Raw genomic sequence first — 22478 nt, forward strand, 5'->3', positions numbered from 1 at the left:
GACTGCGGCCTCACTGCGGCCGTACGGGGATCGGGTCGGGGGATGAGGCCAGTGGCGGGTGAGCTGCGCTTCGAGGTCCTCGGGCCGCAGCGCGCCTGGGCCGGTGACCAGGAGCTTGACCTGGGCCCGGGCAAGCAGCGGGCGGTGCTGGGCGTGCTGCTGCTGCGGGCCGGTCGGCCCGTCCCGACCGGACAGATCCTCGACGCGGTGTGGCAGGAGGACCTGCCGGCCAACGGTCCGAACGTCGTGCAGAAGTACGTCGCCGGTCTCCGGCGGATCCTCGAACCCGACCGGTCCCCACGGGCCCCCGGGCAACTGATCGGGCTGACCGAGGCCGGGTACGTGCTGCGGGTCGGACCCGAGGCGGTTGACCTCACCCGTTTCGAGGCACTGGTACGCCGGGCCCGGGCCGCCCGGTCCCGGGGCGAACCGGCGGCGGCTGTCGACGCGCTCCGGTCCGCACTGGAACTGTGGCGTGGGGAGCCGCTGGGCGGGCTCAGCGGTCCGTACTTCGCCGCGGCCCGGGTCCGGCTGGTCGAGGACCGTGCCGCCGCCGTGGAGCTGTGGGCCGAGTTGGAGCTGTCCCGCGGAAACCATCGCGATCTGGTGACCGAACTGGTGCCGCTGGTCGACGAGATGCCGTTGCGGGAGCAACTGCGCCACGCCCTGATGCTGGCCCTGTACCGCAGTGGCCGGCAGGCCGACGCCCTGGCGGCGTACCGGGACATCCGGCGGTTGCTCGCGGAGGAACACGGGCTGGAGCCGGGGGAGGCCCTGCGTGAGCTGCATGGCCGGATCCTGCGCGCCGACCCCGACCTCGCCGGCCCGACCGCGCCGTCGCCGCCGATAGCCCCGCCGCCCCCGGCCCCGCCCGTGGTTCCGCCGCCACCTGCCCCGCCGGTGGCTCCGCCTCCGCCGGTCGCGCCGGCGCCGGCCCTGCCGGTGGCTCCGCCCCCGCCGGCCCTGCCGGTGGCTCCGCCGCCGCCGGCGCTGTCGGCCCCGCCGGTGGTTCCACCGGGCTCGCTGGCTGGCTGGCCGCCCGTGACCTACGGGCCGCCGCTGTCACCGTCCGGATATCCGGGTACGGCGTACTCTCCGGCTCCGGCGCGCCCGCGCGACGATCCGCCACGCTGGTTGGTGGCCCTGGTCACCTTCATCGGCGCGCTGGTGGCGCTGGCCAGTTTCGGGTCCCTGACCTGGCTCGTCTTCCTCGGCTATGCCCTGTACCGGCGGAGTCGCCGATTGGCCATCACCGGGATCGGTTACGGGGCGTTGTTCGCGACGTTCCTCAGCATCGTGGTGCACGAGAATCCGGACTACGAGGCCTTCAGGGCCCTGGATGCGATCGCACTCCCGAGCCTGTTGATCAGCTGGCTCGGTGGCGCGGCACACATCGTGCTGCTCAATCGGCAGGTGCGGACCGCGATCGGCGGCCGCCCGGCCGGCTCGGGTGGCGGCGTGCGGCACCGGTCGGATCCGGGTCGGCTCCGGCGGGAACAGGCGAGGTATCTGCTCTACCACTACCCGGCGGCCCGGCAGGAGTTGCGGATCGGCCGGCCCGACCTGCCGCGCAACTATGACGACGGCGGACTGGTCGACGTCAATTCGGTGGCCGATGACGTGCTGCGCCGGCTGCCGGGACTGGCACCCGAGCAGGGCCATCAGGTCAGCGTCGACCGCTGGCTGCGCGGGCCGTACGCCTCGATGGAGGACCTGGCCGGGCGCTGCCTGCTGCCTCCGGCGGTGACCGATACCCTCCGCGAGGTCCTGATCTTCCTTCCCCCCACCCCGCACCCCGCCCCCGGATCGCCCGGGCCTCCCCGCCCCCCTGGTTGAGCACGGGTTGTACTGCGACTTTCCGGCCGATGAGCGCAGGGAAGCCCATGATCGGCGCGTACCGGCGCGAGAGCGTCGGGTGGCGCTGGTAGAAAGGCCGGATGACGCAGGAGCGGACGGCGGTACGGGACCGGGCCGAGGCGGTGCTGCGGCGGCTGGCCGGCGCGGGCGCGCGGTTGCGCGACGACCAGTGGCGGGCCATCGAGGCGCTGGTGGTCGACAAGCGTCGGGTGCTCTGCGTGCAACGCACCGGTTGGGGCAAGTCGGCGGTCTACTTCGTGGCCACCGCGCTGCTGCGCGCCGGTGCCGCCGAGCCGGTCGGGAGCGGGTCCTCGGCCTCCCGGGCCGGCGACGCCTTCGGGCCGGGCGGGGGCGGGTCCTCGGCGCCGGCGGCCGGGCCGACCGTGATCGTGTCGCCGCTGTTGGCGCTCATGCGCAACCAGGTGGAGGCGGCGGGCCGGGCCGGTATCCGGGCCCGGACGATCAACTCCGCGAATCTGGACGAGTGGGACGAGATCGCGGCCGAGATCCACGCGGGTACGGTGGACGTGCTGCTGATCAGCCCGGAACGGCTCAACAACCCGGACTTCCGGGATGCCATCCTGCCCCGGTTGGCGGCCACCACCGGGCTGCTCGTGGTGGACGAGGCGCACTGCGTCTCCGACTGGGGGCACGACTTCCGCCCCGACTACCGGCGGCTGCGGACCTTCCTCGCCGACCTGCCGGCCGGCACCCCGGTGCTGGCCACCACGGCCACCGCGAACGCGCGGGTCACCGCCGACGTGGCCGAACAGCTCAGCACCGATCCCGATGGACGGCTGACGGGGGACACGCTCGTGCTGCGTGGCCCGCTGGACCGCGAGTCGCTGCGGCTCGCCGTAGTCGATCTGCCGAGCCCGGCCCACCGGCTCGGCTGGCTCGCCGACCACCTGGACCGGCTGCCCGGCTCGGGCATCATCTACACCCTCACGGTCGCGGCGGCGGCCGAGACGGCGGAGTTCCTCACCGCCCGGGGCTACGCCGTCGCTTCGTACACCGGGCAGGCCGAGGACGCGGACCGGCGTGCCGCCGAGCAGGACCTGCTGGACAACAAGATCAAGGCCCTGGTCGCGACGAGCGCGCTGGGCATGGGGTTCGACAAGCCGGATCTCGGCTTCGTCGTACACCTGGGTGCCCCGCCGTCGCCGATCGCGTACTACCAGCAGGTTGGCCGGGCGGGTCGGGCCGTGGACCACGCCGAGGTGCTGCTGCTGCCGGGCGCCGAGGACGCGGCGATCTGGCGGTACTTCGCCTCACTCGCCTTCCCACCCGAGGAGCAGGTGCGGCGGGTGCTCGACGCCCTGGACCCGGACCGTCCCCTCTCGACGCAGGCGCTCGAACCGATTGTCGACCTGCGCCGGGCCCGGCTGGAACTGATGCTCAAGGTGCTCGACGTGGACGGCGCGGTCCGTCGGGTGCGTGGCGGTTGGGTGGCCACCGGCCAGCCCTGGGTCTACGACACCGCGCGGTTGCGGCGCGTCGCCGAGGCGCGCACCGCCGAGCAACAGGCCATGCGGGAGTACGCGGCGACGACCGGCTGCCGGATGCGGTTCCTGCGGGAGTGCCTGGACGACCCGGCGGCGACGGACTGTGGCCGGTGCGACCGGTGCGCGGAACCGCGCTTCGACCGGGAGGTTTCGGCGCCGGCCCTCGATGCCGGGAACGCCTTTCTCGGCCGGCCCGGGGTGCAGATCCCGGCCAAGAAGCTCTGGCCGACCGGGATGGAGGCGGTCGGCGTACCGCTGAAGGGCCGCATCCCCCCGGCGGAGCAGGTGCGGCCGGGCCGGGCGGTGGGCCGGCTCTCCGACCTCGGCTGGGGTGGTCGGCTGCGCGCGATGCTCGGGCCGGAGGCGCCGGACGGGCCGGTACCGGACGACGTGGCGGACGCCGTCGTGGCGGTGCTCAGGGAGTGGGCGCACGGTGCCGACCCGTGGCCGAGCCGGCCGGTGGGGGTGGTCGCGGTGGCGTCCCGGCGCCGGCCCGAACTCGTCCGCTCGTTGGCCGGGCGGATCGCAACCGTCGGCCGGCTGCCGCTGCTCGGCGTCGTGGTCCCGGTGGCCGACGCCCCACCCGGTGGCGGCGCCCGGGGCAACAGCGCCCAGCGGGTACGCGCGTTGCACGGCGCGTTCGAGGTGCCGGCCGACCTGGCGGACGAACTGACCCGGCTGGCCGGTCCGGTGCTGCTGGTCGACGACCTGGTCGACACCGGCTGGACGATGACGCTGGTCGGTCGGCTCCTGCGGCTGGCCGGGGCACCGGACGTACTTCCGCTGGCCCTCGGTCTGGCCGCCTGACCACCCTTCCCGGCCCGGTTCGCGCCAGTCCCGGGCCGCGCCAGGAGGGCCGGGGGAACCAGGGGGGGTGGGTCAGGCGGGGCGGCCGTAGCCGTGTACGGGCTGCGAGTCCACGGAGTCGATCCGGATCCGCTCACCCGTTCGCGGCGCGTGAATCATCTTGCCGCCGCCCACGTAGATGGCGACGTGGTGGATGGACGGGTAATAGAAGACCAGGTCGCCGGGGCGCAGGGCGGACCGACCGATCCGAGTCACCGCGCGCCACTGTCGAGCCGCGTTGTGTGGCAGTTGGACTCCGGCGGTGGCCCAGGCGGCCGAGGTGAGGCCCGAGCAGTCGTAGCCGTTCGGGCCGGCGGCACCCCACCGGTAGTTCTTGCCGAGCTGCGCGTACGCGAACCGTACCGCCTTCGCGGCGCCGCCGGTGCCGGGTGGTGGCGCCGGGACGGGTCCGTCCACCACCTGCCGGGTCGCCGCCGCCTCGGCGGTGCGGCGCAACGCGGTCAGGTCGGCGATCTCCCGTTCGATCTGCCGTTTGCGAAGCGCCAGCTGACGCTCATCGGCCCGCTGCTCGGCGGCCAGCGCACGGGCGTCCCGGCGGGTCACCGCGAGTCTGTTCCGGGCCGTGGTCAACGACTCCAACGCGCCGCGCTGGTCGCGGCCGAGCTGCTGCAACGTGGTGAGCGATTCGACCAGGTCGGCGCTGGTCCCGTCCAGCAGGGCGAGCACGGCCACGGTGTCGGTCCGGCCGGTCCGGTACGCCGTCGCGGCGATCATCCCGACCTGGCCACGGTGATCCGCCAGCTGCCGTTCGAGGGTCGCCAGTTCGGCGTCGAGTGCGGTGATCCTGTGCTGGGTGTCGAGCAGGTCTTCGTGCAGATCGTTGTAGTCCTCGACCACCACCTCCAGGCGTTCCGCTGCGTCGGAGAGTTGTCGTGCGGTCCCGGCTGGGTCGGGCGCGGCGTGGGCGGCGTCGGGCGTCGCGCTCAGCGCGCACACCATGACGACGGCCAGCGGGGCCATCCGGCGGGACGACAGAATTGTCGGCACGACCACCACAACGATTGGCGCCGATAGAAGGAGACGCCCCGGATCGATGTCAGCTTGCGCGTCGGACCGTCCGCCGGGCCAGATAGTGCAGCATGTCCCGGATGTCTTTCTTCTCCTCAGCGGCGACCCGGGGGTCGGCCAGCCGGTTGAGGATGGCTCGGATGTCCTCGTCGACCCGGGTGCCGGTGCTTCGGCTGACCCGCGTGCCGGAGCTGTCGCCATCGGGTAGTCCGAGGGCCCGGAACGCCGCCGCGACCGGTACGTCCAGCGCCGCGCAGAAGCCTCGGACCTTGGCCAACTCGGGATAGTCCTGCCAGTCACCGGCCAGCCAGCGGAACACGGTGGATCGACCGACACCGGTGTGCGCGGCGAGGTCGGTGACCGTCCAGCCCCGGTCCGACCGCGCGTCGTCGATCGCTCTGCGGACAAAGCGGGCGAACGCCGCCTGTGGCGTCTCCGGCACCGGCTCACCCCTTCAGCCCACCAATCGGACCTACCGGGTCGAGCCTAACCTGAACGACCACCGACGCGGTCAGCCGACCGACCGGTTGGTCCCGTCCATCGGACTGATCAACATGAATCCGCCGGGCGGGGCCGATCCGCGGCCGGCGGCCCGCTCCCGTCGGTCCGGCCGGCCGGCGCCGGATGTCCGGCGCGGGACACGAGCGGTGATCAACCGCATCCTCTATGCTCGACGCTCACCCGACGCTGGTCGGCGGCCTGGCGTCGCGGTGCAGGCCGAGTCGCAGCGAGGACGAGGAGACCATGTCCGACTCCACCTCTCCGCCTCCGCACAGCCCCGGGGCGATCAGCCTGTTCTTCGTTGCCAAGGCCGCGCTGTTCGCAGCCGGCTTCTGGATCTGGCTGATCGTGCTGATGGCCCGGGGTGGTGCCGCCACCGGGGTACACCTGGTCGCCGCGTCCGGCGGGATCGTCACCACCCTGGTCTCGGTGGTGCTGGGCGCGCGCCTGGCGCTCCAGCGCAACGCCGCGGTTCGGCACGCCGAACTCAAGCGCCTGCTGGTGGACATCTCCTGGAACGCGTTCGCCGCCGCTGGGAACGGGAACGACGAGCGGGGGGCCAAGGTGGTGCCGTTCCGGGGTGCCTCGCTCGACGCCCCGACGGCCCACCGGAGCCACGGCGAGACAAACGAATTCGAGCGCCGCCGCTGACCGATCGACGGCGTCCGCGATGGGCTGACCGGCAGCGCCGTCGCTGACCGACGGCATCCCGGCCGGTCCACCTCGGAAGCGGCAACAGCAGGGTCGGCCTGACCGGTCAGTCCGCTCGGGGCCCCGGCGCGGGTGGCGGGCCGAGCAGGCGTTCCAGTGCCGGGGTGACCCGCCAGTCAGCCACCAGCGAGTGGTAGTCCGCGGACTGTTCGGGCGTACCGGTGGAGCCGGTACGGGCGGCGCGGATCAGCAGGTTCCGGGGAGTGTGCTGGGAGTCGACGAACTCGACCACCTCCACCCGGTAGCCGTGCAGCCGGAGCAGCGCGGCCCGCAGGGAGTCGGTCAGCACGTCGGCCAACCGCTCGCGCAGGATGCCGTGCCGGGTCACCAGGTCGTACGGCGCGGGCGTCGGCTCCCGGCGTAGCTGCGCCGCCAGATCGTGGTGGCAGCACGGCGCGGCGAGCACCCACCGGGCCTGCCAGCGGACGGCTCGGGCGAGCGCCTCGTCCGTGGCGGTGTCGCAGGCGTGCAGCGCGAGGACGAGGTCGGGTGAGGCGGCCACCTCGGCGTCCAGGATGGTGCCGGCCACGAAGCTGACCCGGTCGGCGCAGCCGAGCTGCTCGGCCAGCGCCGAGTTGCGGCGCCGCTGGTCCTCCCGGACGTCCACCCCGATCAGCTCGACGTCCAGCCCGCGACCGGTGAGATAGCGGTACGCGGCGAAGCTGAGGTAGGCGTTGCCGCAGCCCAGATCGACCACGCGCAACGGCCCGGTCAGTTCGGTGGGCAGGGTGGCGGCGAGCGCGCGCAGGAAGGCGTCGACCTGCCGGCGCTTGGCCGCGCTGCCACCGACGGCGGCGTACAACGCGTCCCCGGGGTCGAGCAGATGTTCCTTTGCCCGGTCGTTGCCGTTCACCGGGGCTGGCGGGCGTTCGGCGATGGCCCGGTGCACCTGGGCGTCACCCTTCTTGGTGATCCGGACCTGGGTGGTACCCGTGGCCGTCTCCACATGCCAGTTCCCGAACGGTTCGGCCAGCAGGGCGTCGATGGCCGCGTCCGCGTCGGCGCCTGCCGCGACATTACGGGTGTGCGGTCGGGCGCCGTCGAAGGTCGCGATCTGCAACCGGGTACCGGCCTTGAGGCGTACCGGACGAAGTTCGGCCCGGACCACCGATGGGGTGTGGCCGCGCCGCCGACCGGCGGCCACGGCGCGGCTGAGGTCCGGTCCCAACAACAGGGACCGGACCTCGGCCAGAGCCTGGTCGAGGGGTTCGGGCATCGGTTCGTCAGGCGGTGGCCGCGCCGGCGTCCGTACCGGCGTCGGCGCTGGTGGCGTCCGGGCCCCGGCCGCCGCGCCGGCGACGTCGACGTGGCCGGGACCGTCGGGTTTCCCCGTCACCATCGGTCGGCACGCCGGCCGAGCCGACGGCCTCGGCCGGTCGGGCGTCGTCCACCGCGATGGTGGCCGCGGCACCGTCCACGACGGGCACCTCGGGCCCGGTGGCCACGGTGCCGAGCCGGCGACGCCGACGGGTACGCGGGGTCCGGGTGACCTCCTCGGTGCTCTGCTCGGGCACCGGCTGCTCGCTCCGGGACCGCCCGCCGCGACCGCGACCACGGGCCCGGTCACCGTGTCCGCCGCCCCCGGGACGGCGGTCACGCGGGCCGCTGCCGCCCAGGTCCTCCTCGACCTCGGCCGAGAGGCCGGCCCGGGTCTGGGAGGCGGTCGGCAGGGTGCCCGAGATGTCCGTGGGGATCGCCAGGTCCGTGTAGAGGTGCGGCGAGGTGTGGTACGTCTCCGGCGGCTCCGGCATCTCCAGGCCGAGCGTCTTGTCGATGATCCGCCAGCGGGGCATGTCGTCCCAGTCGACGAAGGTCACCGCGACGCCGGTGGCACCGGCCCGACCGGTCCGGCCGATCCGGTGGGTGTAGGTGTCCTGGTCCTCGGGGCAGTCGTAGTTGATGACGTGCGTCACACCTGTCACGTCCAGGCCCCGGGCCGCCACATCGGTGGCGACCAGGATGTCGATCTTGCCGGCGCGGAACGCCCGCAGCGCCCGCTCCCGCGCGCCCTGACCGAGATCGCCGTGTACGGCGGCCACCGCGAAGCCCCGGAAGTCGAGGTCGGCGGCGGCCCGGTCGGCGGCGCGCTTCGTGCGGGTGAAAATCATCGTGAGGCCGCGCCCCTCCGCCTGGAGGATCCGGGCCACCACCTCGATCTTGTTCATCGAGTGGGTGCGGTAGACGAGCTGCTTGGTCTGCGGCGACGGCCCGGTCTCGGCGGTGTGCCCGGCGTGGATGGTCACCGGCCGGTGCAGGAAGCGCCGGGACAGCGTGACGATCGGGTCCGGCATGGTGGCCGAGAACAGCATCGTCTGCCGGTCCTCGGGCAGCATCGCGAGGATCCGCTCGACGTCGTCGAGGAAGCCCAGGTCGAGCATCCGGTCGGCCTCGTCCAGGACCAGCGCGTGCACCCGGTCCAGCCGCAGCTGCTTCTGCTTGGCCAGGTCCAGCAGCCGGCCGGGGGTGCCGACCAGGATCTCCACGCCGGACTTCAGCGCATCGACCTGCGGCTCGTAAGCGACGCCGCCGTAGATCGGCAGCACCCGGATGCCCCGGGTACGCCCGGCGGCGGCGAGGTCCTTGGCGACCTGGAGGCCGAGTTCCCGGGTGGGGACCACGACCAGCGCCTGCGGCAGGCCGTCCGCGCCCTCGGCGGGCGCGAGGAGCCGCTCCAGCAGCGGGATGCCGAAGCCGAGCGTCTTGCCGGTACCCGTCGGGGCCTGGCCGATCATGTCGGTGCCGCGCAGCCCGATCGGCAGCGCGTACTCCTGGATGGCGAAGGCGCGGGTGATGCCGACCGCGGCGAGCGCGTCGACGGTTTCCTGCCGGGCGCCGAGCTCGGCGAAAGTGGGTGCCTCCGGACGGACCGGAGCGGTGGCGACCGTTTCGTCGGTCGCGACTGTGTCGTTCTGGTAGTTCTCGCTCATGTGGTTGTGGGGGTGCCCTCTCGTGGTGCGCCCCATCGGTCCCAAGGGCGCTTCGTGGTGTGCGCGGGCCACACGGTCCCCGCGGGGAGCGGGATCGGACCGGGCCGCACGCGCGCTGTGGACCGGGGATCGGATCACCTCGGTGCCCACGGCAACTACTACATCCTACCCGAGTTGCAACGATGTTGCCCCCGGACAGCATTCCCGCCCTCGTCATCGTGCTCGCACAGCTGACGTCCGTCGATCCCGGGGCCACCGGGCCGGGCGGTCGGAGCGTACCCTGCGGGCGTGCCCGACCCCACCCCGCCGATGCCGTCGTCCGCCCTCGTGGGCCTGCTCGGCCTGGTTGCGTACGGACAATTGTCGGCATTCGACCGCCTGGCGGCGGATGCCCGACTCGCCCCCGACCTGGGCCGACGGGCGACGCTCAGCGAGATGGCGGCCCGGGAGGTCGACAACTACCGCCGGATCGCCGGCCGGCTGGCCGAACTCGGCGTCGACACCCCGTCCGCCATGTCGCCGTACGTCTCCGCGCTGCGGACGTACCACGACTCGACCGAGCCGACGGACTGGCTGGAGGCGTTGACCAAGGCATATGTCGGGGACGCGGTGGCCGACGATTTCTGCCGGGCGGTGGCCATGATGGTCCCCGAGCCGGACCGCCGGCTGATCCTGGACGTGCTGCACGATTCGCGGTACGACGAGTTCGCCCGGGACGAGATCCGGGCCGCCGTCCATGCCGATCCAGGGTTGGTCGACCGGCTCTCGGCCTGGGCCCGCCGGCTGGTCCGCGAGGCGCTGTCCCAGGTCAACCGGATGGTGCTGGCCCGGCCGGCCGTCGCCGACCTGATCCTGGCAGCCGAGCCGGACCCGGCCGGCATCGAGAGCCTGTTCACCCGGCTGGCCGGCGCGCACGCGGCCCGGGTCGCCGCCGTCGGCCTCACCGGCTGACCATCGACCCGCGCCGACTGACCAGCGACTTCGACCGCCGGTTCGCTTGATCGGCCACCGGCCGCGCTCACCGGCCGCCAAGCCCTGCCGATCGACCGCCGGTCCCGATCGACCGCCGGTCCGGCCGGCTCCTCGCGGTGCCGGCCGGGCGGACGATCGGGCGCCGGATCAGCGGACGGTGAAGCCCACCGCCCGGGGCGACGACTCGGCGATCTCCACGTATGCCACCTTGCTCACCGGAACGATGATCCGGCGACCCTTCTCATCGGTCAGCGACAGAGTGCCGTCGTTCGCGATCGCGTCGGTCACGATCCGCTCGATCTCAGCCGGTGTCTGCGCGCTCTCCACGACCAGTTCGCGCGGCGCGTACTGCACGCCGATCTTGACCTCCACGGGCCCTCCTCATCCAGGAAAGTACGCCGACAGAAGGCTATCCGATCGCAAGGGGGACCTGTCAGGCCGACTCGCGCCCCGCCGCCGGCCGGTCTGGCCCCAGCCGACCGATCAGCGGTCCCGCCGCTCAGCCGGGCTCGCCGTGCAGCGGGAAGTCAGCCGGGCTCGCCGTGCAGCGGGAAGCTCGCGATGCCCCGCCAGGAGAGGCTGGCCAGCAGGGCCTCCGCCTCCGCCTTGGGCACCCGGCGGCCGTTGGCCAACCAGAACTGCGCCGCCGTCTCGGCCGCGCCGACGAGGCCGGAGGCCAGCAACTCGGCCCGGGACCGGCTGACCCCGGTGTCCGCCATGATGGTGTCGGTGATGGCCGCGATGCAGCCCTGTTCCACCCGGTCGACCCGCTCGCGCACCGCCGGGTCGTTGCGCAGGTCCGACTCGAAGACCAGCCGGAACGCCTCACTCTCGTGGTCGACGAAGTCGAAGTAGGCGCGTACGGCGCCCTTGACCCGCTCCTTGTTGTCGGAGGTGCCGGCCATCGCCTCGCGTACCTTGGCCACGATGGCGTCGCAGTGCGTGTCCAGCAGGGCCAGATAGAGTTCCATCTTGCCCGGGAAGTGCTGGTACAGGACGGGCTTGCTGACCCCGGCCCGTTCCGCGATGTCGTCCATCGCGGCCGAGTGGTAGCCCTGCGCGACGAACACCTCCTGCGCCGCTGCCAGCAACTGCTTACGCCGCGCCGAACGGGGCAGGCGGGTGGGGCGTCCGGCCGTCTGTGCGCCGCCCGCAGCCGTCATGGGGTCCCTCCGAACTCACGCACCAGGTGCCTATCCGGTTCCGGATCGGTACCCTTCGCGCGACTGTTGAAAAGGCGTGCCGCTGTAACTTATCGCCACTGACACCACACGGTAGCCTCAGCGAGGGCGACCAAGGAGCGCACGGTGGATGAATCAGGGCAGCCCGGGGCTGCCACGCCGGGAGAGAACAGCCGCGGCGGTGAACAGGTACGGCCGGTGAACGGATGGGCACCGGCCGACGCCGCGTGGGCCGAGGCCGGCTGGGCGGACCACGGCGAGCCCGTCGCGCCGGCGCCGGCGGCCGAGCCGGACGAGAGCGGCACCCCACCGGAGCCGTGGCGTCCGCCGGTCGAGACGCCCGCGCTGGGCTGGGCCGACCCGCGGTTCCGGTACGCCACCGAGCCGCCCGCCGGCCCGTCTCCGGCGACGGAGCGTCCGGTCAACGGCTACGCCAACGAGCGCTTCGAGATGCCCCGGTCGGGACTCCGGCCGCTGCCCGCCGGCCCACCACTGCCGTACGAATCCGAAGGGGACGGTGCGGCCCACGACCGGTTGGCGGTGCCGGCCCAGCGTCCGGCACCGGACCCGGCCCGGCCGGTCTCACCCGGTCCCCTGCGCCGACCAACAGGTGAGACGCCGCTGCTCGCCGACCCGGCCCGGCGCGCGAGCGAGGGATCGACGCCCGAGCCCGGCGGTCCGTGGTCCGGGCGGCCAACCCGGGACGCCGGCTCCGGACCGGAGGCCGCCGCGCCCCGGTTCGAGGTGCCGCCCGGATTCCAGCCGCCGCCCGAATACGGGGCCGCCGCGACGCGGTCTCCGGTGCCGTCGCCCCGGTCACCGCACCGCGACGATCCGGTCCCACCCTGGTCGGTCCGATCGGAGCCGGCCAACGAGCCCGCCGCGGTCGAGCAGCATGGCGGTTTCGGCCCGGTCGAGCAGCGCGGCGGTTTCGGTCCGGTCGAGCAGCGTGACGGCCACGATCCGGCGGGTCCGGCTGGCCGGCCCGAGCCGGGTGGGGAGCGGGCCGCGGCCGAGCGGTCGGACGCGGCGTCCGGCGCCGACACCGAGCGGCGTCGCTTCGAGCCGGACGCGGAACGCGGTCCCGACCCGGTGACGTCCGCCGGTCGCGTCGCCGCCGGTCCGGGTCCGGAGGCGACCGCCGGTCGCGCCGCTGGTCCGGAGCCGCAATCCTGGTCCTACGATCCGCCGTCCGGGACGGCCTGGCCGGCCTTCGAGCTGGACGAGCCGACCGGCGCCGGGCAGCGCGATCCGGGCGATCGGCAGTCGGCCTGGCCGCCGTCGTCGGCCGGTGCCGCCGGGCGCCGCCGACGCGACGAGTGGGCGCCGGAGCCACCGGCTCCGCCCACCATGGAAGCCGCCGCCGGTACGCCGGCCACGGCGGAACGGGATGCCACCGTTCCCGGCACCGACAGCCCGGCGGAGCCCGGTGACGGTCAGCCCGGCCAGCTGGCCCCGCTGCGCGGCGTCGGCCGTCGACGGGCGGCCGAGGATGAGCGGCCGGCTCCGGCTGGTGAGCTCTCCGACTCATTCGTGGGGTTGACCGGGGTCCCCAGGCCGGATCCGGACCTGGCCGACTATCCGCAGACTCCCGCGCCGGCCCTGCCGTCGTACCCGCCGTCCATGCCGCCGTACGCCTCGGGCGGCGACCGGTACGCGGGCCCACCCCGGCCGTCAAGCGACCGGTCGTCCGCTGACCGGCCGTCAACCGACCGGCCGTCAAGCGACCTGCCGTTCACCGACCGGCCGTTCACCGACTGGTACCGGCGGCCCGCCGCGGGGGACCGGCCGGAACCGGACCGGTACCCACCCGCTGTCCCGCAGCCCCCGGCCGGTGACCGGTACGCGGGCCCGCCGCCCTCGAACGAGCCGGCGGCGGCACCGGCTCCGGTCGCCTCGGCGGGCCGGACCCAGACCATCCGGGCCGCGGATCCGGTCGTGGACGGCGAGCCGGCTGAACCGGTGCCGTCCGCCGCGCGTGGCTCGACACGAGCCGTCACCACCGCCTCCGACCCGGCCTGGCGCCACCGGTCGGAGACCTCGGGGGACACGCTCCCGCAGCGCGTTCCCGCTGAACCCGACGTACCGACCGTGCCGGAGCCGCCCGCCGTGGAGCCCCCAGCCGAGACGCCCGAGTTGGCCCGGATCGCTACCCACCTGCGCCGGGACGAGCCGACGTCGGCCAAGGACGAGCGACCGGACGGGTTCGACGTCCAGGCGATCCTCGCCGCGGTGCGCGGCGTACCCGGGGTTCGGGACGGGGTGTTGCGGACCACTCCAGCCGGAGCGCACAGCCTGCGCCTCGAACTGGCCGACGGCGCGGACCCCGCGGACGTCAGCCGCCAGGTGGCCCGCCTGCTCCAGGAGCGGATGGGCCTGGCGGCGGCACCGCAGAACCTTCCCGGATCCGGCGCCGGAGCCGGTGCGGGCACCGCGGCGGCTGACGTTCCGCCGCCCGCGACGGTCCCCGGGCCGCGTACCCCGTTCGGAGCGCCCCGCTCGGTCGCCGCCGGCCCACCGCCGGCCCGGCCCGCCGTCGCCCCGCCGCCCGGCGCGGCCAGCGGTTCGTCCCCCGGCACCGCCCCGACGCAGGGTGGCTCCACCGGCTCGCGCCCGGACGCGCCGGACGCGGGCCCGGCCGAGTCGTTGACGGTGCCGCGCCGGCGCCGGTCGGCGGTGGCACACCGGGGCCGTGCCCAGGTCGGTGAACCGGTGGCCGGGCCGGATCTGGAGTCGCAGGCCGCCGGCGTCTCGTACGCCACCGGGCAGCAGTTGTCGACGACGGAGAGCGCGCCGTCCCGGCCGCTCAACCCGGACGGCCCGCCCGGACCGCGCGTGGTCATCGACCATGTGCAGGTCAGCACGTTCGGGTTGGAAGCCACCGTGGAGGTGAGCCTGTCGGCAGCGGACCAGCGGGCCACCGGGGTCACCACCGGGCCGGCGGTCGACGGGTACGTGCTGCGGCTCTGTGCCGCGTCGGCGGCCGCGGCCGTCGGTGAGCTGCTCCGGTCCGCCGACCGGACCGCGGATCGCGGGCGGTGCTTCGTGGAACACGCCGCGGTGCTGCCGTTCGGTAGCTGCGAGGTCGCGACGGTGGTGGTGTTCCTGGTCTGCGACGGCTGGGTCGAACAGTTGGCCGGATCCGCGCTGGTCACCGGCGATCCCCGACAGGCTGTGGTACGGGCCACACTGGCCGCCGTGAACCGCCGGCTGGAGGCGCTGCTCGCCTGAGCGTGGGAGCCCGGCCGGCGCCGGGGCATCATGGGTGGCATGAAACTTGCTTCCCTCGGCCCGGAGGAGCTGTTCCCGCCGGGTGACGTGCCGCCGCCCTGGCCGGGCCGGCACGTCCTGGTCGACGGGCTGGCGACGTACGTGCGGGAGACCCCGGCGACCAGCGAGGGCGCCGAGCCGGCGCTGTTCGTCCACGGTCTGGGGGGTTCCGCGCAGAACTGGACGGATCTCGCCGGGCTGCTCGCCGACCGGTTGGCCGGACAGGCGATCGACCTGCCCGGCTTCGGGCGCAGCGCGCCGGGGCGCAGCTACTCGATCCCGGCCTTCGCCAGGCACGTCGTGCGATACCTGGAGCAGAGCGGCCGGGGGCCGGTGCACCTGGTCGGCAACTCGTTGGGCGGCGCCATCTGCGTCCGGGTGGCCGGTCTCCGTCCCGACCTGGTCCGCACCCTCACGCTGATCTCCCCGGCGATGCCGTTCCTGGATCCGCGCCGGTCCCTGCAGGGGCGGCTGGTGCCGCTGCTGGCTCTCCCCGGCGCCGAGCGGCTGACCGCGCGCTATCTCACCCAGCTGGATCCGGAGGAGACCGCCCGGCAGATCATGGAGGCGTGCGTCGCCGACACCAGCCGGATCTGCGAACAGCGCCGGCAGGAGGCGATCGAGGAGATCCGGGTCCGCTACACCGAGGACCATTACGCGGACGCCTATCTGCGGACGCTCCGTGGCCTGGTGTCCAGCTTCCTCCGGGCGTACCTGCCGGGTTCCGGTTCGCTGTGGCGGATCGCCCGGCTGGTCAGCGCGCCCACGCTGGTGGTCGCCGGCCGGCAGGACCGGCTGGTGGACGTCCGGGTGTCGCCGCAGGTGGCCCGGCTTGTCCCGGACAGCCGGCTGTTGCTCCTGGACGGCGTCGGGCACGTGGCGCAGTTGGAAGTCCCCCGGGTGGTGGCCCGGGCCGTGGTCGGAATGCTGGACGAGGTCGGAATGCTGGCCGAGGTCGGTTCCGAAGGCACCGAGGCGGCCTACGCGCAAAACGCGAAAATATGACGATTTGACCCTGAATCGGGCTCGCCTTTGCGATCCTGGGAACATGGTGGGTCGGGTCCGGAAGCTGCGAGCCACCGCCGCGGGCTGGCGGCTGCGGTCCACCGCCGCGCGCTGGCGGCTGCGGCGGCTCGCCGTACCCCTGCTGGTTCCGCTGGTCGTGGCGTTCGCCGGCGCCGGGTGGCTCGCCGTCGCGGCGACCCGTGGGTCGGACCCGCACGCCGGGCGCGGACCGCTGGCCGGCCCGGCCCGGACCGGTCCGAGCGGTCCGGCGCTCGGCGGAGATGCCGAGATCGCGGTCACTCCGGTACCGGCCGCCTCCGGGGCCACCCTGGCGGCGGGGGTTCCGGTGCCGTCCGCCCCGCCGGCCGCAACGGCACAGTCCGGATCGGCCCCGACCACCGGTCCCGGCACGTTCGCGTACGCGGCCGGTGCCGGCCCGGTCCTCGGCGTGGCCGGCCGGCTGCGCACCTTCCACGTCGCGGTGGAAGGGCAGGTGGGGCTGGATCCGGACGGCTTCGCGGCGAGGATCGACGGTGTCCTCGGCGATCCGCGCAGTTGGATCGCCGGCCGGGACGTGCGGTTCCAGCGGGTGCCCGTGACGTCGGCCGCCGACTTCACGATCTATCTGGCCACCGCCGGCACGTCGCAACTGATCTGCGCGAGCGGCGGGCTGGACACCGAGGGTTACACCTCCTGCCGGCTGCCCGGACAGGTCGTCATCAACCTCAGCCGCTGGCGGTACGCGGTGCCCGGGTACGGCGCGTCGCTGGGGGTCTACCAGGCGTACGCGCTGAACCACGAGGTCGGCCACGAACTCGGCCTGGGACACGAGGCGTGCCCCGGTCGGGGGGTGCCGGCGCCGGTGATGCAGCAACAGACGTACGGCCTGGTCGGCTGCGTGGCGAACGCCTGGCCGTATCTGGACGGGCGCCGGTACGCCGGCACCGAGGTGTCCTGGGGCTGACCGACCGAGGGCACCTCGGTGCCTGCGGCCGACGAGCCGACGGGCGGCGGGCCGACGGTCGACGGGCCAACGGTCGACGGGCCAACGGGCGGCGGGCCGAGGGCCGGCGGCCCGTCTCCCGCCTTATTCCCGCTCCCGGATGCCGGACAGGTGTTCCGGCTCATGGCCGTGGGCGGGTCGGGCGAGCAACAATGGCGCGGCAGACCGCTGTCGATCGGAGTCCATCGTGTCGCTACCCCCGCTCGTCGAGCCCGCCGCCGAGCTGACCGTTGACGAGGTCCGCCGCTATTCCCGCCACCTGATCATTCCGGATGTGGGCGTCCAGGGGCAGAAGCGGCTCAAGAACGCCCGGGTGCTCTGTGTGGGCGCCGGTGGCCTGGGATCGCCCGCGTTGATGTACCTCGCGGCGGCCGGCGTCGGCACGCTCGGCATCATCGACTTCGACACGGTCGACGAGTCCAACCTGCAACGCCAGGTCATCCACGGCCAGTCGGACGTCGGCCGGCCCAAGGCCGAGTCGGCGGCGGACACCATCCGGGAGATCAACCCGCTGGTGGAGGTGATCATCCACAACACCGCGCTGGACCGGGACAACGTCCGGGAGATCTTCAGCGGGTACGACCTGATCGTGGACGGCACCGACAACTTCGCCACCCGGTACATGGTCAACGACGCGGCCGTGCTGCTCGGCAAGCCGTACGTCTGGGGTTCGATCTACCGGTTCGACGGCCAGGCCTCGGTGTTCTGGGCCGAGCACGGTCCGTGCTACCGCTGCCTCTACCCGGAGCCGCCGCCGCCCGGCATGGTGCCCTCGTGTGCCGAGGGTGGCGTGCTCGGCGTGCTCTGCGCCTCGATCGGCTCGATCCAGGTCACCGAGGCGATCAAGCTGCTCACCGGCACCGGGGAGCCGCTGGTCGGTGGTCTGATCGTCTACGACGCGCTGGAGATGACGTACCGCAAGATCAAGGTGCGCAAGGACCCGGAGTGCGTGCTGTGCGGGGAGAACCCGACGGTGACCGACCTGCTGGAGGACTACGAGGACTTCTGCGGCGCGGTCTCCACGGAGGCGCAGGAGGCCACCCTCGGCGCGACCATCACGGCCCGCGAGCTGAAGGAGTGGCAGGACGCCGGCAAGGACTTCCTGCTGGTGGACGTGCGGGAGCCGGCCGAGTACGAGATCGTCCGGATCCCCGGCTCGACGCTGATCCCCAAGGGCGAGATCCTGTCCGGCGAGGCGCTGTCCCGGCTGCCGCAGGACCGGCAGATCGTCCTGCACTGCAAGTCGGGCGTCCGCTCGGCCGAGGCCCTCGCCGCGCTGAAGGCGGCCGGCTTCGGCACCGCCGTACACGTCCAGGGCGGCGTGCTCTCCTGGATCAAGCAGGTGGATCCCTCCCTCCCCGAGTACTGAGCAAGGAAGGGCCCCTTCTTATCGCTTTCGGTGGAGGAGGGGCCCTTCTTTAACACACCGCCGCTCGTCCGGCCCGGACCAGCCGGTCGACCTGTCGGCGGGCCCACGGCAAGCCAAGCTACCGAGGCGTAACTCCGGACCGGCCAGTAGCGTGCCCGGCGTGATTGACATGGAGGCCGCCGTCGGATTCGTGGTGGCGCACGGCGACCCGGTGGAACGGGCCCGCCTGCACCGGCTGCGCACCGGCGCGGACGTACCGCCGGAGATCCTGCGGGACGCCGAGATCGGTCAGACCGTCGACGGCGGGTGGCCCGCGTTCTGGGCCGGCGAGGTGGCCTCGGTCGACGCGACCTGCTTCCGGCTCGCCGAGTTGGACGACCTGGGCGCCCTCGGCCGTCCCGCCGCCCGGCGCGCGCTGGACTGGCTCGCCGCCCGGCAGCAGCCCGACGGCACCTGGGATGAGAACGCGGTGCTGGCCGATGTCGCGCCGCCGTGGGCCAGGCCGGGCGACCCGGACGCCATCTTCTACCTGACCGCCAACGCGGCCTTCTGGCTGACGGTGGCCGGCCTCGACGCCCGCTCCGCGGGGCCGCTGGACCACCGGGTCGGCGGCGTGTACGCCGGTGTCGTACACGCCGGCGCCCAGGCGCTCGCCGACCGGCTACGGCCGGACGGCACCTGGCCGTCGTTCCTGATCGCCGGCGGGCTGGCCGCGGCCGTGCTGTACCGGCAGGAGATGTTCCCCGACTGGGCGCGGATCGGGGCGGTGCTGCTGGGCCGGCTGGGTGACCTCTCCGCGGCCGAACTCGCCTGGCTGACCGCCGCGTTGCGCCGGGTGGACGTGCCGGTCAACGACCGGTTCATCATCGCGGCCCGGCGGCGGCTGGCGGACAGCCAACGCAGCGACGGTGCCTGGGACAACGAGGAGGGCGACCAACTCGCCGTACACACGACCCTGACGGCGATCCGCGGCTGCCGCTGACGTCAGCCCCGCCGACCCCGTGACGCCGGGCCGGTCACGGGCGGGCGGGAGAGCCAGGTTGCCGCGATGCCGGCCAACCCGGCCCGTAAGCCGGTCCGTTTGCCCCATGCTGGACCGGGGGTGTCGGCGGTGCAGGGTCTCGTGTTGGTCGTCGTGCTGGCCGCGACGGTGCTGGTGGGTACCACGCTCGGTGGCCGGTACCGGGTGGCGCCACCGGTCCTGCTCATCACCCTGGGCGCACTGCTCGGACTGACCCCGCCGCTGTCCCACGTGGTCCTCGAACCGGACGTGGTGCTGCTGCTCTTCCTGCCGGCCATCCTGTACCGGGAGGCCCTGTACGTCAGCCTGCGGGAGATCCGGGCCAACCTGTTGATCATCGCTGGGCTCGCCGTCGCGCTGGTGATCCTGACGACCCTCACCGTGACCTTCACCGCGCGGGCGCTCGGGGTCGCACCCGCCGCGGCGGCCGTACTCGGCGCGGTGCTGGCGCCGACGGACGCGGCGGCCGTGGCCGGTCTGGCGAAGCGGCTGCCACGCCGGTTCCTCACCATCCTGCGCGCGGAGAGCCTGATCAACGACGGTACGGCGTTGGCGCTCTTCTCCGTCTCGCTGGGTCTGATCGCCCGTGGGTCGCATCCCGGACTGCTGGGGTACCTCGGCGCCTTCGTCGGGTCCGTCGCCGGTGGAGTCACCGCTGGGCTGGTCGTGGCCGGGATCTCGGTGCTGATCCGGCGACGGTTGAACGATCCCCTCCGGGAGGGGGCGCTGAGCGTGCTCACGCCGTTCACCGCGTTCCTGCTCGCCGAGCTGGTACACGCCAGCGGCGTGCTGGCCGTGGTGGTGGCCGGCCTGGTGGTGGCGTACACGAGCCCGTGGTTGGTCCGCGCTCCCTCCCGGCTGCTGATCCTGGACTTCTGGGAACTGTCCACATTCCTGATCAACGGTGGCCTGTTCGTGTTGCTGGGCCTCCAGATCCCCCGGGTGGCCCGGGGGGTGCCCGGCGAGTCGCTCGGCCGGACGCTGGTCATGGCGCTGGCGATCGCCGGCGTCGTGATGGCGACCAGGCTGGTCTGGGTGCACCTCTCGGCGTACCCGATCGGGCTGATGGGCCGGGGCGCGCCCCGGCCGAACTGGCGGGCCCGTACGGCGGCCGGCTGGGTGGCCTTCCGCGGGGCGGTGTCGCTGGCCGCGGCGCTCGCGGTGCCGACAACCATGGCCAACGGTGCCCCGGTACGGGACCGCGACCTGATCATCTTCACGACGGCGGTGGTCATCCTGTCGACCATGCTGATCCAGGGCACCACGCTGCCGCTCGTCACCGGCTGGGCCGGCCTGGGCCGGGACCGCAGCCGCGCCGAGGAGGTACGGCGGGCGCAGGTCCGCGCGGCGGAGGTCGGTCTGGCCTCGATCTCCGAGGTGGCGGCCGAGACGGGCGCGTCCGAGGAGATCGCGGAGCGGGTACGCCGAGAGTACGAGCAGCATCTGGGCGGGATCCGCGCCGACTCGATGGCCGGAGCCGACGCCAAGGCCCGGGAGGCGGATCGGCGGCTCCGGCTGGGCGCGCTCGAACGCAAGCGCCGGGAGGTGACCCGGCTGCGCGACACCAAGGAGATCGACGACGTGGTGCTGCGGGAGATCCAGGCCGCGCTCGACATCGAGGAGATCCGCCTGCTCGGACCCCGGGCCGAGGACTGACCGCCACCGGCCCGATTCGGCTCGCCGGCTCGTTGCTGAATTGCCGGTCAGCCGAGGCCGACCGTAAAGAGGGGGCCCTTCCTATACCGAAAGCGATAACAAGGTGCCCTTCCTTTCAGAGCAGGACGAGGTCGTCGCGGTGGACGACTTCCCGCTCGTACGCCGGACCGAGGGCGGCGGCGAGTTCCGGGGTGGACCGGCCGAGTAGTCCGGGCAGTTCCACCGCGTCGTAGTTGACCAGCCCCCGGGCCACCGGTGCCCCGGAGGTGTCCACCAGGTCCACCGGGTCTCCGGCGGTGAACGCGCCGTCGACCGCGGTGATCCCGGCCGGCAGCAGCGACTTCCGGCGGCCCACCACGGCCTGCACGGCGCCGGCGTCCAGGTGCAACCGGCCACGGGGTGAGGTGGCGTGGGCCAGCCAGAACAGCCGCGCCGCGGGCCGCCGGCCGGCGGGGTGGAACAGTGTCCCGACGGGTTGGCCGGTCAGGGCGGCACCGGCCAGCCCGGCGGCGGTGAGCACCACCGGGATGCCGAAGCCGGTGGCGATCCGGGCCGCCTCGACCTTGGTGACCATGCCACCGGTGCCCACGCCGGCCCGTCCGGCGCGGCCCAGCCGTACCCCGGCCAGCTCGGTGCCGGCGGCGACCTCGGCCACCCGGGTGGTCTCCGGCAGTGCCGGATCACCGGTGTAGAGGGCGTCCACGTCGGACAGCAGCACCAGCAGGTCGGCCTGGACGAGCGCGGCCACCAGCGCGGCCAGCCGGTCGTTGTCGCCGAACCGGATCTCGTCGGTGGCCACCGTGTCGTTCTCGTTGACGATCGGCACCACGCCCAGGTCGAGCAGCTTGCGCAGAGTGCGGTAGGCGTTGCGGTAGTGCACCCGCCGGGTCACGTCGTCGACGGTCAGCAGCACCTGGCCGACCGGGTGCCCGTACCGGGCGAAGGTTTCCGCGTACCGGCCGATCAGCAGGCCCTGCCCGACGCTGGCCGCCGCCTGCTGGCTGGCCAGGTCGCGTGGTCGCCGGGGCATGCCCAGCGGGGCCAGTCCGGCGGCGATGGCTCCGGACGAGACGAGCACGATCTCGCAGCCCCGGGCCCTGGCGTCGGCCAGCGCGGCCACCAGCCCGTCCACCAGGGCGGCGTCGAGGCCGCCGGTGGCGGCGGTCAACGAGGACGAGCCCACCTTGACCACGATCCGGCGAGAGTTGATCACCACGTCGCGCACCCGCCCATTCTGGTACGCCCGGTCCGCCGTGACCCGCTTGGTTCCCATATCGTGGCTCAACGTGACGCCGGAGGAGTACGTCGAGGAGGTGCTCGGTCTCGTCGAGCGCATCCCGCCGGGCCGGGTGATGTCGTACGGGGCCATCGCCGATCACCTGGCCGAGCGGTCAGGTCGGGAGTCCGCCCGGCTGGTCGGCACGATCATGGCCCGGCACGGTGGTGGGGTGCCCTGGCACCGGGTGGTCAACTCGGCCGGCCGGCTGCCACCCGGGCACGAACGGCGGGCCCGGGAGCGGCTGGTCGCCGAGCGGACACCGCTGCGCGGGGACCGGGTCGACATGTCCCGCGCCGCCTGGACGCCTGGATCTTCGGATGATCCCCGACCAGGAAAACGCGATTAA

17 protein-coding genes and 1 pseudogene are annotated in these 22478 nt (G+C 73.7%); 11 read left to right on the forward strand and 7 right to left on the reverse strand.

Going from position 1 to position 22478, the window contains the following annotated elements:
* Nucleotides 1-42: 42 nt before the first annotated feature.
* Nucleotides 43-1836, forward strand: a complete 1794-nt coding sequence (locus ACXN5W_RS02840) for an AfsR/SARP family transcriptional regulator (RefSeq protein ID WP_473156549.1) — start codon at nt 43-45, stop codon at nt 1834-1836.
* A gap of 101 nt (nt 1837-1937) precedes the next feature.
* Nucleotides 1938-4169 carry a DEAD/DEAH box helicase gene (locus tag ACXN5W_RS02845; protein ID WP_473156550.1) on the forward strand — a complete coding sequence of 744 codons (2232 nt, stop codon included), beginning with the start codon at nt 1938-1940 and terminating at the stop codon, nt 4167-4169.
* Nucleotides 4170-4241: 72 nt separating this feature from the next.
* On the opposite strand, the gene ACXN5W_RS02850 is transcribed toward ACXN5W_RS02845, so the two are convergent.
* Together ACXN5W_RS02850 and ACXN5W_RS02855 are read right to left on the reverse strand one after the other, a co-directional pair.
* Nucleotides 4242-5216, reverse strand: a complete 975-nt coding sequence (locus ACXN5W_RS02850; RefSeq protein WP_473156551.1) for a C40 family peptidase — start codon at nt 5214-5216, stop codon at nt 4242-4244.
* 49 nt (nt 5217-5265) lie between these two features.
* A complete protein-coding gene (locus ACXN5W_RS02855; protein ID WP_473156552.1) occupies nt 5266-5679 on the reverse strand; it encodes a helix-turn-helix domain-containing protein in 414 nt (137 codons plus the stop codon).
* 302 nt (nt 5680-5981) lie between these two features.
* Here ACXN5W_RS02855 and ACXN5W_RS02860 point away from each other — a divergent pair, with 302 nt between their 5' ends.
* Nucleotides 5982-6389: a hypothetical protein gene (locus ACXN5W_RS02860; protein WP_473156553.1), complete on the forward strand. Its 408-nt coding sequence runs from the start codon at nt 5982-5984 to the stop codon at nt 6387-6389.
* A 106-nt stretch (nt 6390-6495) separates the two neighbouring features.
* On the opposite strand, the gene ACXN5W_RS02865 is transcribed toward ACXN5W_RS02860, so the two are convergent.
* Together ACXN5W_RS02865 and ACXN5W_RS02870 are read right to left on the reverse strand one after the other, a co-directional pair.
* Nucleotides 6496-7665: a class I SAM-dependent methyltransferase gene (locus tag ACXN5W_RS02865; protein WP_473156554.1), complete on the reverse strand. Its 1170-nt coding sequence runs from the start codon at nt 7663-7665 to the stop codon at nt 6496-6498.
* Nucleotides 7666-7672: 7 nt separating this feature from the next.
* Nucleotides 7673-9376, reverse strand: coding sequence for a DEAD/DEAH box helicase (locus ACXN5W_RS02870; protein WP_473156555.1), 1704 nt, complete (start codon nt 9374-9376; stop codon nt 7673-7675).
* 288 nt (nt 9377-9664) lie between these two features.
* Here ACXN5W_RS02870 and ACXN5W_RS02875 point away from each other — a divergent pair, with 288 nt between their 5' ends.
* Nucleotides 9665-10327 (forward strand): ferritin-like fold-containing protein, encoded by a 663-nt coding sequence (locus tag ACXN5W_RS02875; protein ID WP_473156556.1) that lies wholly within the window; start codon nt 9665-9667, stop codon nt 10325-10327.
* Between the two features lie 168 nt (nt 10328-10495).
* Here ACXN5W_RS02875 and ACXN5W_RS02880 read toward each other — a convergent pair whose 3' ends face one another.
* Both ACXN5W_RS02880 and ACXN5W_RS02885 read right to left on the reverse strand, forming a co-directional pair.
* Nucleotides 10496-10720, reverse strand: a complete 225-nt coding sequence (locus ACXN5W_RS02880; protein WP_473156557.1) for a DUF3107 domain-containing protein — start codon at nt 10718-10720, stop codon at nt 10496-10498.
* Between the two features lie 155 nt (nt 10721-10875).
* Complete coding sequence (locus ACXN5W_RS02885; RefSeq protein WP_473156558.1) at nt 10876-11511, reverse strand: TetR/AcrR family transcriptional regulator; 636 nt, start codon at nt 11509-11511, stop codon at nt 10876-10878.
* 2148 nt (nt 11512-13659) lie between these two features.
* On the opposite strand from ACXN5W_RS02885, the pseudogene ACXN5W_RS02890 reads away from it, so the two are divergent.
* From ACXN5W_RS02890 to ACXN5W_RS02915, 6 genes and pseudogenes are all read left to right on the forward strand, one after another.
* Nucleotides 13660-14760, forward strand: a pseudogene (locus ACXN5W_RS02890) (hypothetical protein); the annotation flags it as partial.
* A 39-nt stretch (nt 14761-14799) separates the two neighbouring features.
* Nucleotides 14800-15804 (forward strand): alpha/beta fold hydrolase, encoded by a 1005-nt coding sequence (locus ACXN5W_RS02895; protein ID WP_473156559.1) that lies wholly within the window; start codon nt 14800-14802, stop codon nt 15802-15804.
* A gap of 43 nt (nt 15805-15847) precedes the next feature.
* On the forward strand, nt 15848-16768 hold the full coding sequence (locus tag ACXN5W_RS02900; protein ID WP_473156560.1) for a DUF3152 domain-containing protein: 921 nt from the start codon (nt 15848-15850) through the stop codon (nt 16766-16768).
* 226 nt (nt 16769-16994) lie between these two features.
* Nucleotides 16995-18176 (forward strand): adenylyltransferase/sulfurtransferase MoeZ, encoded by a 1182-nt coding sequence (moeZ, locus tag ACXN5W_RS02905; protein ID WP_473156561.1) that lies wholly within the window; start codon nt 16995-16997, stop codon nt 18174-18176.
* Between the two features lie 169 nt (nt 18177-18345).
* On the forward strand, nt 18346-19158 hold the full coding sequence (locus ACXN5W_RS02910; RefSeq protein ID WP_473156682.1) for a prenyltransferase/squalene oxidase repeat-containing protein: 813 nt from the start codon (nt 18346-18348) through the stop codon (nt 19156-19158).
* Between the two features lie 129 nt (nt 19159-19287).
* Nucleotides 19288-20853, forward strand: coding sequence for a Na+/H+ antiporter (locus ACXN5W_RS02915; protein ID WP_473156562.1), 1566 nt, complete (start codon nt 19288-19290; stop codon nt 20851-20853).
* 115 nt (nt 20854-20968) lie between these two features.
* On the opposite strand, the gene proB is transcribed toward ACXN5W_RS02915, so the two are convergent.
* Nucleotides 20969-22126: a glutamate 5-kinase gene (proB, locus tag ACXN5W_RS02920; RefSeq protein WP_473156563.1), complete on the reverse strand. Its 1158-nt coding sequence runs from the start codon at nt 22124-22126 to the stop codon at nt 20969-20971.
* Nucleotides 22127-22139: 13 nt separating this feature from the next.
* Between proB and ACXN5W_RS02925 the strand changes: the two genes are divergently transcribed.
* The gene (locus ACXN5W_RS02925) at nt 22140-22478 is read left to right on the forward strand and encodes an MGMT family protein (protein ID WP_473156564.1); all 339 of its coding nucleotides are present in this window, start codon (nt 22140-22142) and stop codon (nt 22476-22478) included.

It is taken from the genome of Plantactinospora sp. A48 (genome assembly GCF_055793945.1).